We start from the raw sequence: 12,464 nt of genomic DNA, 5'->3' as shown, positions 1-12,464 counted from the left end.
CAGAAGGAAGAGACAATGAATCACTACACGCGCTGGCTTGAGCTAAAAGAAGCCAATCCGGGTAAGTACGCGCGCGACGTCGCAGGGTTAATGAGCATCAGTGAAGCAGAGCTGACCTTTGCCCGCGTGGGTCACGACGCCTGGCGACTGCGCGGTGAAATCCGCGAGATCCTGGGCGCGCTGGAGGCGGTGGGCGAAACCAAGTGTATCTGCCGCAACGAATACGCCGTTCACGAACAGGTGGGGAGCTTCACCAACCAGCACCTGAACGGCCACGCCGGGCTGGTGCTGAATCCGCGCGCGCTGGATCTGCGCCTGTTCCTCAACCAGTGGGCGAGCGCGTTTCACATCAGCGAAACCACCGCCCGCGGCGAGCGACAGAGCATTCAGTTCTTCGACCACCAGGGCGATGCCCTGCTGAAGGTCTACGCCACGAATAACACCGACGTTTCCGCCTGGGGCGACGTGCTGACCCGCTTTATTTTTGCTGACAACCCGCCGCTTGAACTGAAGGCTGCCGATACCCCGGCTCACGCTGAAAACGCGGATGCTGCTCTCGTGGATAAAGAGTGGCGCGCCATGACCGACGTTCATCAGTTCTTCAGCCTGCTCAAGCGCCATAACCTCAGCCGCCAGCAGGCGTTTCGCCTGGTGGGTGGCGATCTGGCCTGCCGGGTAGAAAACACCGCACTGGCGCAGCTCCTGGAGACGGCGCGTCGGGACGGTAACGAAATCATGGTCTTCGTCGGCAACCGCGGCTGCGTGCAGATCTTCACCGGCGCGGTGGAAAAGCTGGTGCCGATGAAAGGCTGGCTGAACGTCTTTAACCCAACCTTTACCCTGCATCTGCTTGAAGGAACCATTGCGGAAACGTGGGTCACGCGCAAGCCGACAGCTGACGGGCATGTCACCAGCCTGGAGCTGTTTGCCGCCGACGGAACGCAAATCGCCCAGCTGTACGGCCAGCGTACGGAAGGCGAACCGGAGCAGAGCCAGTGGCGCAGCCAGATTGACGCCTTAACGGCGAAAGGGCTGGCCGCATGAAACCGTGGCTTGCCCTGCTCAGCGCCCTTCCCCTGCTGGCGTCTGCGGGGCCGCAGGAGAAAATCGTTACCCTCGGCGGCGACGTCACCGAGATTGTCTACGCTCTCGGCGCGGCGTCCTCGCTGGTGGCCCGCGACAGCACCAGCCAGTGGCCGCAGGCGGCGAATTTGCTGCCTGACGTGGGTTATCTGCGCCAGCTCAATGCGGAAGGGATCTTATCCATGCGCCCCACGCTGGTGCTGGCCAGCGCTCAGGCGCAGCCGTCTCTGGCGCTAAAGCAGGTTGAGCAAAGCCACGTCAGAGTGATCGCTGTTCCTGCCAGTAACGACCTGAGCGTCATTGACGAAAAGGTGCGGATCGTCGCTGAAGCGACGCACCGCGAGGCCGAGGGGGAGGTCCTGCGCAGCACGCTGCGCCAGGCGCTGTCGGCGCTTCCCGCGTCACCGCTCAATAAGCGGGTGCTGTTTATTCTTAACCACGGCGGGATGACCGCGATGGCCGCCGGGCAACAGACCGCCGCGGATGCTGCCATTCGTGCGGCGGGGCTGCAGAACGCGATGCAGGGGGTCACCCGCTATCAGCCGCTGTCTCAGGAAGGCACGATCGCCAGCCGACCCGATCTGGTGGTGATTTCTCAGGACGGTCTCAACGCCCTGGGCGGTGAAGCGAATCTGTGGACACTGCCCGGCCTGGCGCAAACTCCGGCGGGACGGAACAAGCAGGTGCTGGCGATTGACGATATGGCGCTGCTGGGCTTCAGCGTGCGAACGCCGGAAGCCATCCAGCAGCTGCGTGCCAAAGCGGAGCAGCTGCCCTGATGTCCCGGCGGATAGCCTTATCGTTATGGATGCTAACCGCGATCCTGACCATCATGACGCTCGCAGCGACCGGGGTTGGGGCATTACGCCTGCCGGTCAGCCTGCTGTGGAACAGCAGCGACGAGGCGCTGCGTCAGATCTGGCTAACGATCCGCCTGCCTCGCGTGCTGCTGGCGCTGGCGATCGGCGGTTCACTGGCGCTGGCGGGCTGCGTGATGCAGGGGCTGTTTCGCAATCCGCTGGCGGACCCGGGACTGCTCGGCATCAGCAGCGGCGCGGCGCTCGCCGTTGCGCTGTGGGTGGTGCTTCCGCTCTCGCTGCCTGCACTGGTGATGCTGTACGCCCCGATGCTGGCGGCGTTTCTCGGCGCGCTGGCCGCCACCTTCGTGATTTTCCTGCTCAGCCGACAGCGTGACGCCTCCCTGTCGCGCCTGCTGCTGGTGGGAATTGCCATCAACGCCCTGTGCGGCGCGGCCGTCGGGGTGCTGTCATGGCTCAGCAATGACGCCCAGCTTCGCCAGCTTTCACTCTGGGGAATGGGCAGCCTCGGCCAGGCGCAGTGGTCAATCCTGCTGGCCGTCGCATCGCTGATGGTCCCCACCGCGCTGGCGATCTGGCGTCTGGCAGGCGCCCTCAACCTGCTGCAGCTGGGCGACGAAGAGGCGCATTACCTCGGCGTGGAGGTTGCCGCCGTGCAGCGGATCCTGCTGCTGTGCAGCGCCCTGCTGGTGGCCGCCGCCGTTGCGGTCAGCGGCGTGATCGGTTTTGTTGGGCTGGTGGTGCCGCACCTGGTGCGCATGTGGCTGGGAGCCGACCATCGCGCCGTGCTCCCCGGCTCGGTGCTGGCCGGCGCGCTGCTCCTGCTGGTTGCCGATACGCTGGCGCGCAGCCTGGTCGCCCCGGCGGAAATGCCGGTCGGCTTATTGACCAGCCTTCTCGGCGCGCCGTGGTTTCTGTGGCTTATCTTTCGTCGCGGAGGTGCGCATGGCTGAACGCTATTGTGCAGAAAACCTTGTTTTTCGCGCCGGACAACGCACGCTGATTAACGACGTGTCGCTGACCTTATCTCAGGGCGAGCTGGTGGCGCTGATTGGCCCCAACGGCGCCGGGAAATCAACGCTGTTGCGGCTGCTGACCGGCTATCTTAAACCTGCGGGCGGACGGTGCAGCCTGGCGGGTACATCGCTTGCGGCCTGGCAGCCGGACAGGCTCTCCCGCTACCGGGCGGTAATGCGCCAGAACACGCAGCTCGGATTTGACTGGCCGGTTGAGGCGGTCGTCGGCATGGGGCGAGCGCCCTGGACCCGCACACCTGAAGTGTCGGTTATTGAGGAGGTCATGGCCGTCACCGGCTGTTTACCGCTGGCGGGCAGGCAGTTTGCCGCACTCTCCGGCGGCGAGCAGCAGCGCATTCAGCTCGCCCGCGCGCTGGCTCAGCTCTGGTGCGACGGTGCGCCGCGCGGCTGGCTGTTCCTGGATGAACCCACCTCTGCGCTGGATCTCTATCACCAGCAGCATCTCCTGCGCCTGCTGAAATCCCTGACCCGTCGGGGACATCTGCACGTTTGCGCGGTGCTGCACGACCTTAATCTGGCGGCGCTGTGGGCGGACCGCATCCTGCTGCTGCATGGCGGCACAATCGTGTCCCAGGGAGAACCGGAAACCGTTTTGCAGGCCGACGCGCTGACGCGCTGGTACGGCGCGCAGGTTATCGTCGGCAGGCATCCGGCTCACGCCGCGCCGCAGGTGTTTCTCGCTCCCTGATTGGGCTGGTAAAAATCTTTCAGGGTTTCCAGCAGAGCATGCGCCGCCTTAGAGAGCTGCGTGTGCCCTGGATGGATCACCCCGATACACTTTTCAATGGGCGGGCTGTCCAGCGGAATACAGACCGCGCCCAGCGACGCCATCTGTGTCTCGCACAGCGCCGGAACGGCGCTGCCGCCCAGACCACTCGCGACCATTCGCCCGACCGTCACCAGTTGATGGCTTTCCAGCGCGACGTCCAGCTTTCTGCCGCTTCGCGCCAGCTCCTCTTCCATCATCAGACGCACCGCAGAGGGGCGCTGCAGGGTGATGAAATCCAGCGTCAGCAGCTCTTCCCACGTCAGGCGCTTTTTGCCCGCCAGCGAGGAGTCTTTCGGCACAATGGCAACAAACCTGTCGAGGCCCAGCGGGGTAAACAGCAGGTTGTGCGTCGGCGCGGGCTCAAAGGCGATGCCCATCTCGACCCGCCCTTCCCGCACCATCTCAATCACCTGCTCGTTAATAACGTCATGCACGGTGACGTTGACCCCGGCATGACGATCGCGAAACGCCTTTAGCACCTCGGGCAGGACATTCGCGGCAAACGACGGCATGGCGGCGACCGAGATTTTACCGCGCTGCAGGGTAAAGCACTGATGCATCGCCTCTTCGACGTTATCCCAGTCGGCTAGCAGCTGGCGCGCCATGGGCAAAAACGTCTCTCCCTCCTGCGTCAGCGCGACCTTACGCGTGCTCCGCTGCAGCAGCGGTCCGCCGAGCGTGTCCTCCAGCGATTTAATGGTCAGGCTCAGGGCCGGCTGGGAAAGATTCAGCCGTTCGCTGGCGTGCGCGAAATTCAGAGTGTGAGCTACCGCTAAAAACGCGCGTAACTGTTTGACACTCATTCTCATTTTTCATCCTGTTAACTAATTGAAAAAATTTAGTTAACAGGAAATTAATAAAAAAACCAAATGAGTGGGTCACAAATTCAAAATTAACAAATGAGTCGTCGCCCCTAATGATACCGGCACGGTTAACGGGAGGGATGACTATGGCGGGACTGGATAAGCGCGTCGGCAGCTATGCGCAGGCGCTGGATGGGCTGACGGACGGGATGACCCTGCTGGCGGGCGGCTTTGGCCTGTGCGGGATTCCGGAGAACCTGATTGCAGAGGTCAGACGCCGTCAGGTGAAAGATCTGACGGTGGTATCAAACAACTGCGGCGTGGACGGTTTCGGTCTCGGGCTACTGCTCGAAACGCGGCAGGTTCGCAAAGTGGTGGCCTCTTACGTCGGCGAGAACGCGCTGTTCGAGCGGCAGGTGCTGAGCGGCGAACTGGAGATTGAACTCACGCCTCAGGGCACGCTGGCGGAAAAGGTGCGCGCGGGCGGCGCGGGCATTCCGGCATTTTACACGGCCACCGGCTACGGCACGCCCGTGGCTGTCGGCAAAGACGTGCGCCAGTTTGCGGGGAAGCACTACATCCTTGAAGAGGCCATTACCGGTGATTTTGCGCTCATTAAGGGCTGGAAAGCGGACTGGTACGGCAACGTTGTCTATCGCCATACCGCGCAAAACTTTAATCCGCTGATGGCCACGGCGGGCCGGATAACGGTCGTCGAGGTGGAAGAGATTGTTCCCCCGGGCGAGCTGCCCCCGTCGGCCATTCATACCCCGGGAATTTACGTCGACAGGCTGATTGTCGGCCAGTTTGAAAAACGCATTGAACAGCGCACGCTGCGCGCGGAAGGAGTGTGACGATGTTAACCCGTGAACAGATGGCCATGCGCGTCGCCCGCGAGCTGCGCGACGGTTACTACGTCAACCTGGGGATCGGCATCCCTACCCTGGTAGCGAACTACATTCCGGACGGGATGGACGTGATGCTCCAGTCGGAAAACGGGCTACTGGGGATGGGGGCCTTTCCTGACGAGCAGAGCCTTGACGCCGACATGATCAACGCCGGTAAACAGACCGTGACCGCGCGGACAGGTGCGGCCATTTTCGACTCGGCCCAGTCGTTTGCCATGATCCGCGGCGGTCATGTCGACCTGACCGTGCTGGGCGCGTTTGAAGTGGACGTCGAGGGCAATATCGCCTCGTGGATGATCCCCGGAAAGATGGTGAAGGGCATGGGCGGCGCGATGGATCTTGTCGCCGGGGCGCAGAACATCATTGTGGTGATGACCCACGCGTCAAAAAGCGGCGAGTCAAAGCTGCTGCCGCGCTGCACGCTGCCGCTCACGGGCGCGGGCTGCATCCGCCGGGTCTTAACCGACCTCGCGTTGCTTGAGATCGCGGACGGCGCGTTCATCCTGCGGGAATACGCTCCCGGCGTCAGTATCGACGAAATTGCGGCTAAAACGGCCGGGAAACTGACCGTGGCGGACGACGTTCGCGAGATGCGCTTCAACTGAGGACTCACGATGAAAGAGGTCATGATTGTCGGGGCAACGCGAACCCCTATTGGCAGTTTTCGCGGATCGCTATCGTCCCTTTCGGCGGTTGAGCTGGGAGCCGTCGCGGTGCGGCATCTGCTGGAGAACAGCGGTCTTAGCGCAGAACAGGTAGGTGAACTGATTTTCGGACAGGTGCTGACGGCCGGGTGCGGACAAAACCCTGCGCGCCAGACGGCCATCACCGTCGGATTGCCCGTCAGCACACCGGCGACAACGGTCAACCTGGTATGCGGCGCGGGCTTAAAAGCGGTGCAGCTCGCCGCGCAGGCGATCCACTGCGGCGACGCGGATGTGGTTATCGCAGGCGGTCAGGAGAGCATGAGCAGCGCCCCTTATCTGCTGAACGGGGCGCGGTCAGGGCTGCGTTTTGGCCATACGGGCCTGCAGGACAGCATGATTACCGACGGTCTGTGGGACGCGTTCAACGATTACCACATGGGGATCACCGCTGAAAACGTCGCCCGTGAGAATGACATTTCCCGCGCGCAGCAGGACGCCTTTGCCGCCCGGTCGCAGCACAAAGCGGCCTCCGCCATCGAAGCGGGTCGCTTTGACGACGAGATTGCGCCGGTGACGGTGCAGCAGGGTAAAAAACCGCCGCTTATCGTCAGCCGTGACGAACAGCCCCGTCCAGGCACTACCGCTGAGCAGTTGGCGCAGCTACGCCCCGCCTTTTTGCAGGTGGAAGGCACGGTCACGGCCGGAAATGCGTCAACGCTCAACGACGGTGCCGCTGCGGTGCTGCTGATGAGCGGCGAAAAGGCGCGGGAGAGCGGTTTGCCCATTCTCGGTCGCATCGTCAGCTACGCCGTGACGGGCGTTGATCCGTCGGTGATGGGTATCGGACCGGTCAGCGCCTGCCGGACGGCGCTGGCTCGGGCGGGCTGGACGCTGGATGACGTGGACCTTATTGAAGCCAATGAAGCCTTTGCAGCCCAGGCGCTGGCGGTGGGCAAGCAGCTCGGCTGGGATGAACGCAAGGTGAACGTTAACGGCGGCGCTATCGCCCTGGGTCATCCGATTGGCGCCTCCGGCTGCCGTATTCTCGTAACGCTGCTGTACGAAATGCAGCGCCGTGACGTCAAAAAAGGGCTCGTCACCCTGTGCGTAGGCGGCGGGCAAGGCATCGCCCTGACCGTCGAGCGTTAAGCCTCTCGTTGGTACCCGAATAATAATTAAAGTGAGGAGTCGTAATGAGCGTGTTAATTGCCCTGGCGGCGCTGGCGCTGCTGATGCTGGCGGCCTATCGCGGATACAGCGTTATTTTGTTTGCGCCGATTGCGGCGCTCGGCGCCGTGCTGCTGACCGATCCGGGCGCCGTCGGCCCGACGTTTACCGGCCTGTTTATGGAAAAGATGGTGGGCTTCGTTAAGCTCTACTTCCCGGTGTTCCTGCTGGGGGCGGTGTTTGGCAAGCTGATTGAGCTTTCCGGTTTCTCGCGGGCCATCGTCGCCGCCGCGATCCAGATCCTCGGTCGTCGCCACGCCATTCCGGTGATTGTCCTGGTGTGCGCGTTGTTAACCTACGGCGGCGTGTCGCTGTTCGTGGTGGCGTTTGCGGTTTACCCTTTCGCCGCGGAGCTGTTCCGCCAGAGCGGCATCCCCAAGCGGCTGATCCCGGCCACCGTGGCGCTGGGGGCATTCTCGTTTACCATGGACGCCCTGCCCGGCACGCCGCAGATCCAGAATATCATCCCCACCAGCTTTTTTGGCACAAACGCCTGGGCCGCGCCGTGGCTGGGGCTTATCGGCTCTCTGTTTATTATCGTCTTTGGCCTGCTCTGGCTGGAGCGCCAGCGTCGTAAGGCGTTCAATAACAACGAAGGTTACGGCACGGATCTGAAAAATGAGCCCGAAACGCCGGATAACATTAACCTTCCGCATCCGCTGATTGCTATCTCCCCGCTGCTGGTGGTGGGCATATTGAACCTGCTGTTTACCCGCTGGATCCCCGGCTGGTACGGCACGACCCACGAGCTTACTCTGCCAGGCCTGGCGAAACCGATTGTGACCGAGGTGGGCAAGATCACCGCCATCTGGGCCGTGGAAGCGGCGCTGATCTCCGGTATCGTGCTGGTGCTGATTTTTGGCTTTCGCAATATCCGGGGGCGTCTGGCTGAAGGCAGCCGGACCGCGGTGAGCGGTGCCATTCTGGCGGCGATGAATACCGCCTCGGAGTACGGTTTCGGCGCGGTTATCGCCGCCCTACCCGGGTTCCTGGTGTTATCCAAAGCGCTGGCAGCTATCCCGAATCCACTGCTGAATGAGGCCATCAGCGTGACGGTGCTTGCGGGGATCACCGGCTCAGCGTCCGGCGGGATGAGTATTGCCCTCGCCGCCATGGCCGACTCCTTTGTCGCCGCCGCCCACGCCGCCAATATCCCGCTTGAGGTGCTGCACCGCGTGGCCTCAATGGCGAGCGGGGGGATGGATACCCTACCCCATAACGGCGCGGTGATTACCCTGCTAGCGATTACCGGCCTGAGCCATCGCCAGGCCTACGGCGGCATTTTCGCTATCACCATCATTAAAAGTCTGGCAGTGCTTTTTGTCATTGCCGTGTTCTATCTGACCGGCATTGTGTAAGGAGAGAAAGATGAATCTGAACGGTAAGACCGCACTGGTGACAGGCTCGACCAGCGGCATTGGGCTGGGGATCGCCCGCGTGCTGGCGAAGGCCGGGGCACAGCTGATCCTCAACGGTTTCGGCGACAGCGAATCAGCTAGAGATGAGATTGCGCAACTGGGCAAAAAGCCGGGCTATCACGATGCGGACCTGCGTGACGTGCTGCAAATTGAAGCCATGATGCGCTACGCCGAATTGCAGTTTGGCGGCGTGGACATTCTTGTCAACAACGCCGGGATACAGCATGTCGCCCCGGTTGACGCGTTTCCGGTGGAGAAATGGAACGACATTATCGCCATCAATCTCTCCTCAGTATTTCACACCAGCCGGCTGGCGCTGCCCGCCATGCGCGAGAAAAACTGGGGGCGCATCATTAATATCGCCTCGGTTCACGGGCTGGTCGCGTCAAAAGAGAAGTCAGCCTACGTGGCCGCCAAGCATGGCGTAGTGGGCTTTACGAAATCGCTGGCGCTGGAAACCGCCCGCACAGGTGTTACCGCCAATACCATCTGCCCAGGCTGGGTACTGACGCCGCTGGTGCAACAGCAAATTGATAAGCGCATCGCGGATGGCGTGCCGCCGGAGCAGGCGCGCGATCTGCTCCTTGCAGAGAAACAGCCTTCGGGCGAGTTTGTCACCCCTGAGCAACTGGGTGAACTGGCGCTGTTTTTGTGCAGCGACAGCGCCGTGAACGTTCGCGGCGCCGCGTGGAATATGGATGGCGGATGGGTTGCGCAGTGATTTCCAGGCCGGGTGAAGCAACGCCGCCACCCGGCAAAAAACGCTAGCTTGAGCAGCTGATCTCCAGCCGTTTGCCCCAGTCAGGCGGGCGGTTGACGTAGTCATCATCCCGGTCGGCAAACGGCGTGCGCAACGCCACGTGCAGACGGTGTAACTCGTCGTACTCGCCCTGTTCTGCCTGCTCAATCGCCCGCTGCGCCAGCCAGTTGCGCAATACCATCGCGGGATTCGTCGCGTTCATCTGCGTCTGTCGGACAGCGTCATCCACCTGCTCCTGCTGCAGCCGAGTGCGGTACTGCGCAAACCAGTCGTCAAACGCCTGCCTGTCAATAAACTCGTCGCGCAGCGGGGAGGCCGCGCTGTTTTGCTCCGTCTGGCTCAACATCCGGAAGGTACGGGTATAATCGCTGGCCTCACGCGCCATCAGGGCAAACAGGCCATTGAGGATGTCGTTATCGCCCCTCTCCTGCGTCATCAGTCCCAGCTTATTGCGCATCAGCGTGCCATATTCCCGCAGCAATATGTCCTGATAGCTGTCAAGCGCATCATTGAGGGCATCAACGTCGATAAACGGCGACAGGGTTTGCGCAAGCCGCTGCAGGTTCCACAGGCCAACCGCTGGCTGATTGTCAAAGCTGTAACGTCCCTGATAGTCGGAGTGGTTGCAGATATAGCCAGGCTGGTAATCGTCCAGGAAACCAAACGGACCGTAATCTAAGGTCAGCCCGAGGATCGACATGTTGTCCGTATTCATCACGCCATGGGCAAAACCTACCGTTTGCCAGCGGGCAATCAGGGCTGCGGTTCGGGCAACCACATCCCTGAACCAGAGAACGTATTTATCCGCCTCGTCCTGCAAATGCGCCCAGTGGTGACGAATGGCAAAGTCAGCCAGCTGGCGAACCTTGTCCGGCTCGCGGCGATAGTAAAAGTGCTCAAAATGGCCGAAGCGCAGATGGCTTTGCGCGATGCGCATCAGCATTGCCCCCTTTTCTACCGTTTCGCGCACTATCGGTGTATCGCTGGTGACAATCGACAGCGCGCGGGTGGTTGGGATCCCCAGGGCATGCATCGCTTCGGACGCCAGGCTCTCGCGAATCGTTGAACGCAGTACCGCGCGCCCGTCGCCCATTCGCGACCAGGGAGTAAGGCCTGCACCTTTCAGGTGCCAGTCAACCGTCTCCCCGTTGGGAAGCTGTTGTTCACCGAGCAGGATCCCCCTGCCGTCGCCCAGCTGTCCCGCCCAGACGCCAAACTGATGTCCGCTATAGACCTGAGCCAGAGGTTGCATACCGGCGAGAAGCGTTTCACCGCCCCAGACGCCTGCGCCCTCTGAACCCTGAAACAGCTCAGGCGGAATGGCCAGCTCTTCTGCCAGCAAATCGTTATGCCAGATAAGGCGTGAATTTTGTAACGGTGTCGGTTTGAGCGCGGTGTAAAAGCCAGGCAACTCGTCGTGCCAGTGAGCAGTAAAAGACAGGGTCATAGGTCCTCCTGCTTTTAGTGTAGAGGGTTTACCCGGACTTAAACACGGGCGAAAGCAAGGGTTATCGCTGCTGAACCAGCGTTGTGACGTGTTCTGCAGTGACGGCTGGCCAGAGTGCCCCCTGCATTGCGCCAAAATTGAAGGATAAAACGCGTTGCAACAGGCTGTGGTCGTCAATGCCCGAGACGATCACTGACTGGCAGTGCGGCGTGATTTGCCAGAGGATGGCGCGCATAAAAGGCTCAAAAGAGAGCTCCGGGGCACGCTGCTGAATGAAGCCTTTATCAAGGATGACCCGTTTAAATAGTCCATCATAGACCGCTTTGAGCGATGCGGCACCTGCGCCAAAGTTTGCCAGAACCAACGGGAAATGGATTGCCATTCTCGCCAGCTGCAGGTCGTCCTTTCCATTATTTAAACCTGGATAATTCTCATTAACAGTAAACTCAAGAAACGGATAACGCTCAAGGATTGAAACAGCGTTTCCATTACTTAATAAAAATTCAACTATTGCAGGTGTAATATTGATCCATGCAATTAACTGATGCTGAATAAAAAACAGTTTACAGGTATCAAGCAATTGCAGTTTTTCGTTAAACAGCGCTAACTCTTCAGCCGCTGAAAGCCGAGGGATAACAAGCTCAGTGGGGATCCGCACATCGCTGCCGACGCCAGTAAAGTTAACCAGAATTTCTAAACCTTTAAGCTCACCTGCGCTATTACGGGCAGGCAGAAGCAGCAGTTCAGACTGGTAAGCATTATCTAGCGTAATAATCATTGCACTCGCCCCGCATTAAAGATGAGAGAGGACATCCTGGAGCAATTGCCGACACAATTCCACTGTCTTGATTTTAATAAGATTAATTTCATTAGTTCCGTATTAATTTTCAGATTTATCCCTGAATCTAAAATAATTTTATCCTGGTTGCAGAATAATAGCCAGTTTTAGATAAAACAGACACATGCAGGATTCACTAATTTTAGGCAAATTTAACTTTAAGCATCTTATTTGAGAAAAACGGCATGGTTTATTACTTACCATGCCGTCATAAGAGAAGGATCCGACAAAGACTATATACGTCGTGCCTGCCAGAAATTTTTACGCCAGTAAACATTATCAAGAGAAGAGCGCATCACCCCGCGGCTGGTCGACGCGTGAATAAACTGATTGTCTGTATCATATATCCCCACATGAAGACCGCTTTCACCCGATCCGGTTTTGAAGAAAACCAGGTCCCCGGGCAGAAGATCGTCTTTATCAATTTCAGTGCCTATTTCTGCCTGTTTGCGCGTTTCACGCGGAAGCTGTAAATCAAACTTATCGCGAAACGTCATCAGAACGAAGCCGGAGCAATCTACGCCGCCGCGGCTCATGCCCCCGTAGCGATAAGGTGTGCCGCGCCAGTTGCTCAGCTGATCGTTAAGGCTGGCAATAACGGTGATCGAATCTGAAAGCCGTGGGTTAGGCGGCGGCGCACGATGGCTACTGCATCCCGCAAGAAAGAGCGCTGCCATCAGGAGAAACCAGAATCGCATTTCAGACGAAT

At 59.9% G+C, this 12,464-nt stretch carries 13 protein-coding genes; 9 read left to right on the top strand and 4 right to left on the bottom strand.

All coding sequences use genetic code 11. From position 1 onward, the window contains the following. Window positions 1-15 precede the first annotated feature (15 nt). Genes chuS through V1566_RS12660 form a run of 4 tightly spaced genes read left to right on the top strand, consistent with a single transcriptional unit; the run spans window position 16 to window position 3,626 of the window. A complete protein-coding gene (gene chuS / locus V1566_RS12675; RefSeq protein WP_395303506.1) occupies window positions 16-1,044 on the top strand; it encodes a hematinate-forming heme oxygenase ChuS in 1,029 nt (342 codons plus the stop codon). Further along, the gene (locus V1566_RS12670; protein ID WP_395303505.1) at window positions 1,041-1,862 is read left to right on the top strand and encodes a hemin ABC transporter substrate-binding protein; all 822 of its coding nucleotides are present in this window, start codon (window positions 1,041-1,043) and stop codon (window positions 1,860-1,862) included. The genes chuS and V1566_RS12670 overlap by 4 nt, the downstream gene beginning before the upstream one ends. Next, window positions 1,862-2,854, top strand: coding sequence for a FecCD family ABC transporter permease (locus tag V1566_RS12665; RefSeq protein WP_395303504.1), 993 nt, complete (start codon window positions 1,862-1,864; stop codon window positions 2,852-2,854). The genes V1566_RS12670 and V1566_RS12665 overlap by 1 nt, the downstream gene beginning before the upstream one ends. After that, a complete protein-coding gene (locus V1566_RS12660) occupies window positions 2,847-3,626 on the top strand; it encodes a heme ABC transporter ATP-binding protein (RefSeq protein ID WP_395303503.1) in 780 nt (259 codons plus the stop codon). The genes V1566_RS12665 and V1566_RS12660 overlap by 8 nt, the downstream gene beginning before the upstream one ends. On the opposite strand, the gene V1566_RS12655 is transcribed toward V1566_RS12660, so the two are convergent. Beyond that, complete coding sequence (locus V1566_RS12655; RefSeq protein ID WP_395303502.1) at window positions 3,593-4,516, bottom strand: LysR family transcriptional regulator; 924 nt, start codon at window positions 4,514-4,516, stop codon at window positions 3,593-3,595. The two genes, V1566_RS12660 and V1566_RS12655, sit on opposite strands and share 34 nt — an antisense overlap. Before the next feature lie 140 nt (window positions 4,517-4,656). Here V1566_RS12655 and V1566_RS12650 point away from each other — a divergent pair, with 140 nt between their 5' ends. From V1566_RS12650 to V1566_RS12630, 5 genes are read left to right on the top strand one after another with little or no spacing between them, the layout of a single operon-like run. Beyond that, the gene (locus V1566_RS12650; protein ID WP_336668181.1) at window positions 4,657-5,364 is read left to right on the top strand and encodes a CoA transferase subunit A; all 708 of its coding nucleotides are present in this window, start codon (window positions 4,657-4,659) and stop codon (window positions 5,362-5,364) included. 2 nt (window positions 5,365-5,366) lie between these two features. Further along, the gene (locus V1566_RS12645) at window positions 5,367-6,023 is read left to right on the top strand and encodes a CoA transferase subunit B (protein ID WP_395303501.1); all 657 of its coding nucleotides are present in this window, start codon (window positions 5,367-5,369) and stop codon (window positions 6,021-6,023) included. A 9-nt stretch (window positions 6,024-6,032) separates the two neighbouring features. Next, window positions 6,033-7,214 carry an acetyl-CoA C-acetyltransferase gene (locus V1566_RS12640; protein ID WP_395303500.1) on the top strand — a complete coding sequence of 394 codons (1,182 nt, stop codon included), beginning with the start codon at window positions 6,033-6,035 and terminating at the stop codon, window positions 7,212-7,214. Between the two features lie 44 nt (window positions 7,215-7,258). Next, on the top strand, window positions 7,259-8,650 hold the full coding sequence (locus V1566_RS12635) for a GntP family permease (RefSeq protein WP_395303499.1): 1,392 nt from the start codon (window positions 7,259-7,261) through the stop codon (window positions 8,648-8,650). Between the two features lie 10 nt (window positions 8,651-8,660). Beyond that, a complete protein-coding gene (locus tag V1566_RS12630) occupies window positions 8,661-9,431 on the top strand; it encodes a 3-hydroxybutyrate dehydrogenase (RefSeq protein WP_395303498.1) in 771 nt (256 codons plus the stop codon). A gap of 43 nt (window positions 9,432-9,474) precedes the next feature. Here the strand turns inward: V1566_RS12630 and selO are convergent, their stop codons facing one another. From selO to V1566_RS12615, 3 genes are all read right to left on the bottom strand, one after another. Further along, a complete protein-coding gene (selO, locus tag V1566_RS12625) occupies window positions 9,475-10,917 on the bottom strand; it encodes a protein adenylyltransferase SelO (protein ID WP_395303497.1) in 1,443 nt (480 codons plus the stop codon). Between the two features lie 61 nt (window positions 10,918-10,978). Beyond that, window positions 10,979-11,695, bottom strand: coding sequence for an EAL domain-containing protein (locus tag V1566_RS12620; RefSeq protein WP_395303496.1), 717 nt, complete (start codon window positions 11,693-11,695; stop codon window positions 10,979-10,981). A gap of 293 nt (window positions 11,696-11,988) precedes the next feature. Further along, on the bottom strand, window positions 11,989-12,453 hold the full coding sequence (locus V1566_RS12615) for an NlpC/P60 family protein (RefSeq protein ID WP_008500650.1): 465 nt from the start codon (window positions 12,451-12,453) through the stop codon (window positions 11,989-11,991). Between the last annotated feature and the right edge of the window lie 11 nt (window positions 12,454-12,464).

Source organism: Enterobacter sp. ECC-019 (assembly GCF_043974075.1).
Taxonomy (GTDB): Bacteria; Pseudomonadota; Gammaproteobacteria; order Enterobacterales; family Enterobacteriaceae; genus Enterobacter; species Enterobacter asburiae_D.
The sequence above is the reverse complement of the archived record's forward strand: the minus strand, read 5'-3'. Positions and strand labels throughout refer to the sequence as shown.

Excerpts from the sequence above, each read along its gene's own strand:
- chuS (WP_395303506.1), top strand. The coding sequence starts at position 16 with ATGAATCACTACACGCGCTGGCTTGAGCTAAAAGAAGCCAATCCGGGT.
- V1566_RS12670 (WP_395303505.1), top strand. The coding sequence starts at position 1,041 with ATGAAACCGTGGCTTGCCCTGCTCAGCGCCCTTCCCCTGCTGGCGTCT.
- V1566_RS12665 (WP_395303504.1), top strand. The coding sequence starts at position 1,862 with ATGTCCCGGCGGATAGCCTTATCGTTATGGATGCTAACCGCGATCCTG.
- V1566_RS12660 (WP_395303503.1), top strand. The coding sequence starts at position 2,847 with ATGGCTGAACGCTATTGTGCAGAAAACCTTGTTTTTCGCGCCGGACAA.
- V1566_RS12655 (WP_395303502.1), bottom strand. The coding sequence starts at position 4,516 with ATGAGAATGAGTGTCAAACAGTTACGCGCGTTTTTAGCGGTAGCTCAC.
- V1566_RS12650 (WP_336668181.1), top strand. The coding sequence starts at position 4,657 with ATGGCGGGACTGGATAAGCGCGTCGGCAGCTATGCGCAGGCGCTGGAT.
- V1566_RS12645 (WP_395303501.1), top strand. The coding sequence starts at position 5,367 with ATGTTAACCCGTGAACAGATGGCCATGCGCGTCGCCCGCGAGCTGCGC.
- V1566_RS12640 (WP_395303500.1), top strand. The coding sequence starts at position 6,033 with ATGAAAGAGGTCATGATTGTCGGGGCAACGCGAACCCCTATTGGCAGT.
- V1566_RS12635 (WP_395303499.1), top strand. The coding sequence starts at position 7,259 with ATGAGCGTGTTAATTGCCCTGGCGGCGCTGGCGCTGCTGATGCTGGCG.
- V1566_RS12630 (WP_395303498.1), top strand. The coding sequence starts at position 8,661 with ATGAATCTGAACGGTAAGACCGCACTGGTGACAGGCTCGACCAGCGGC.
- selO (WP_395303497.1), bottom strand. The coding sequence starts at position 10,917 with ATGACCCTGTCTTTTACTGCTCACTGGCACGACGAGTTGCCTGGCTTT.
- V1566_RS12620 (WP_395303496.1), bottom strand. The coding sequence starts at position 11,695 with ATGATTATTACGCTAGATAATGCTTACCAGTCTGAACTGCTGCTTCTG.
- V1566_RS12615 (WP_008500650.1), bottom strand. The coding sequence starts at position 12,453 with ATGCGATTCTGGTTTCTCCTGATGGCAGCGCTCTTTCTTGCGGGATGC.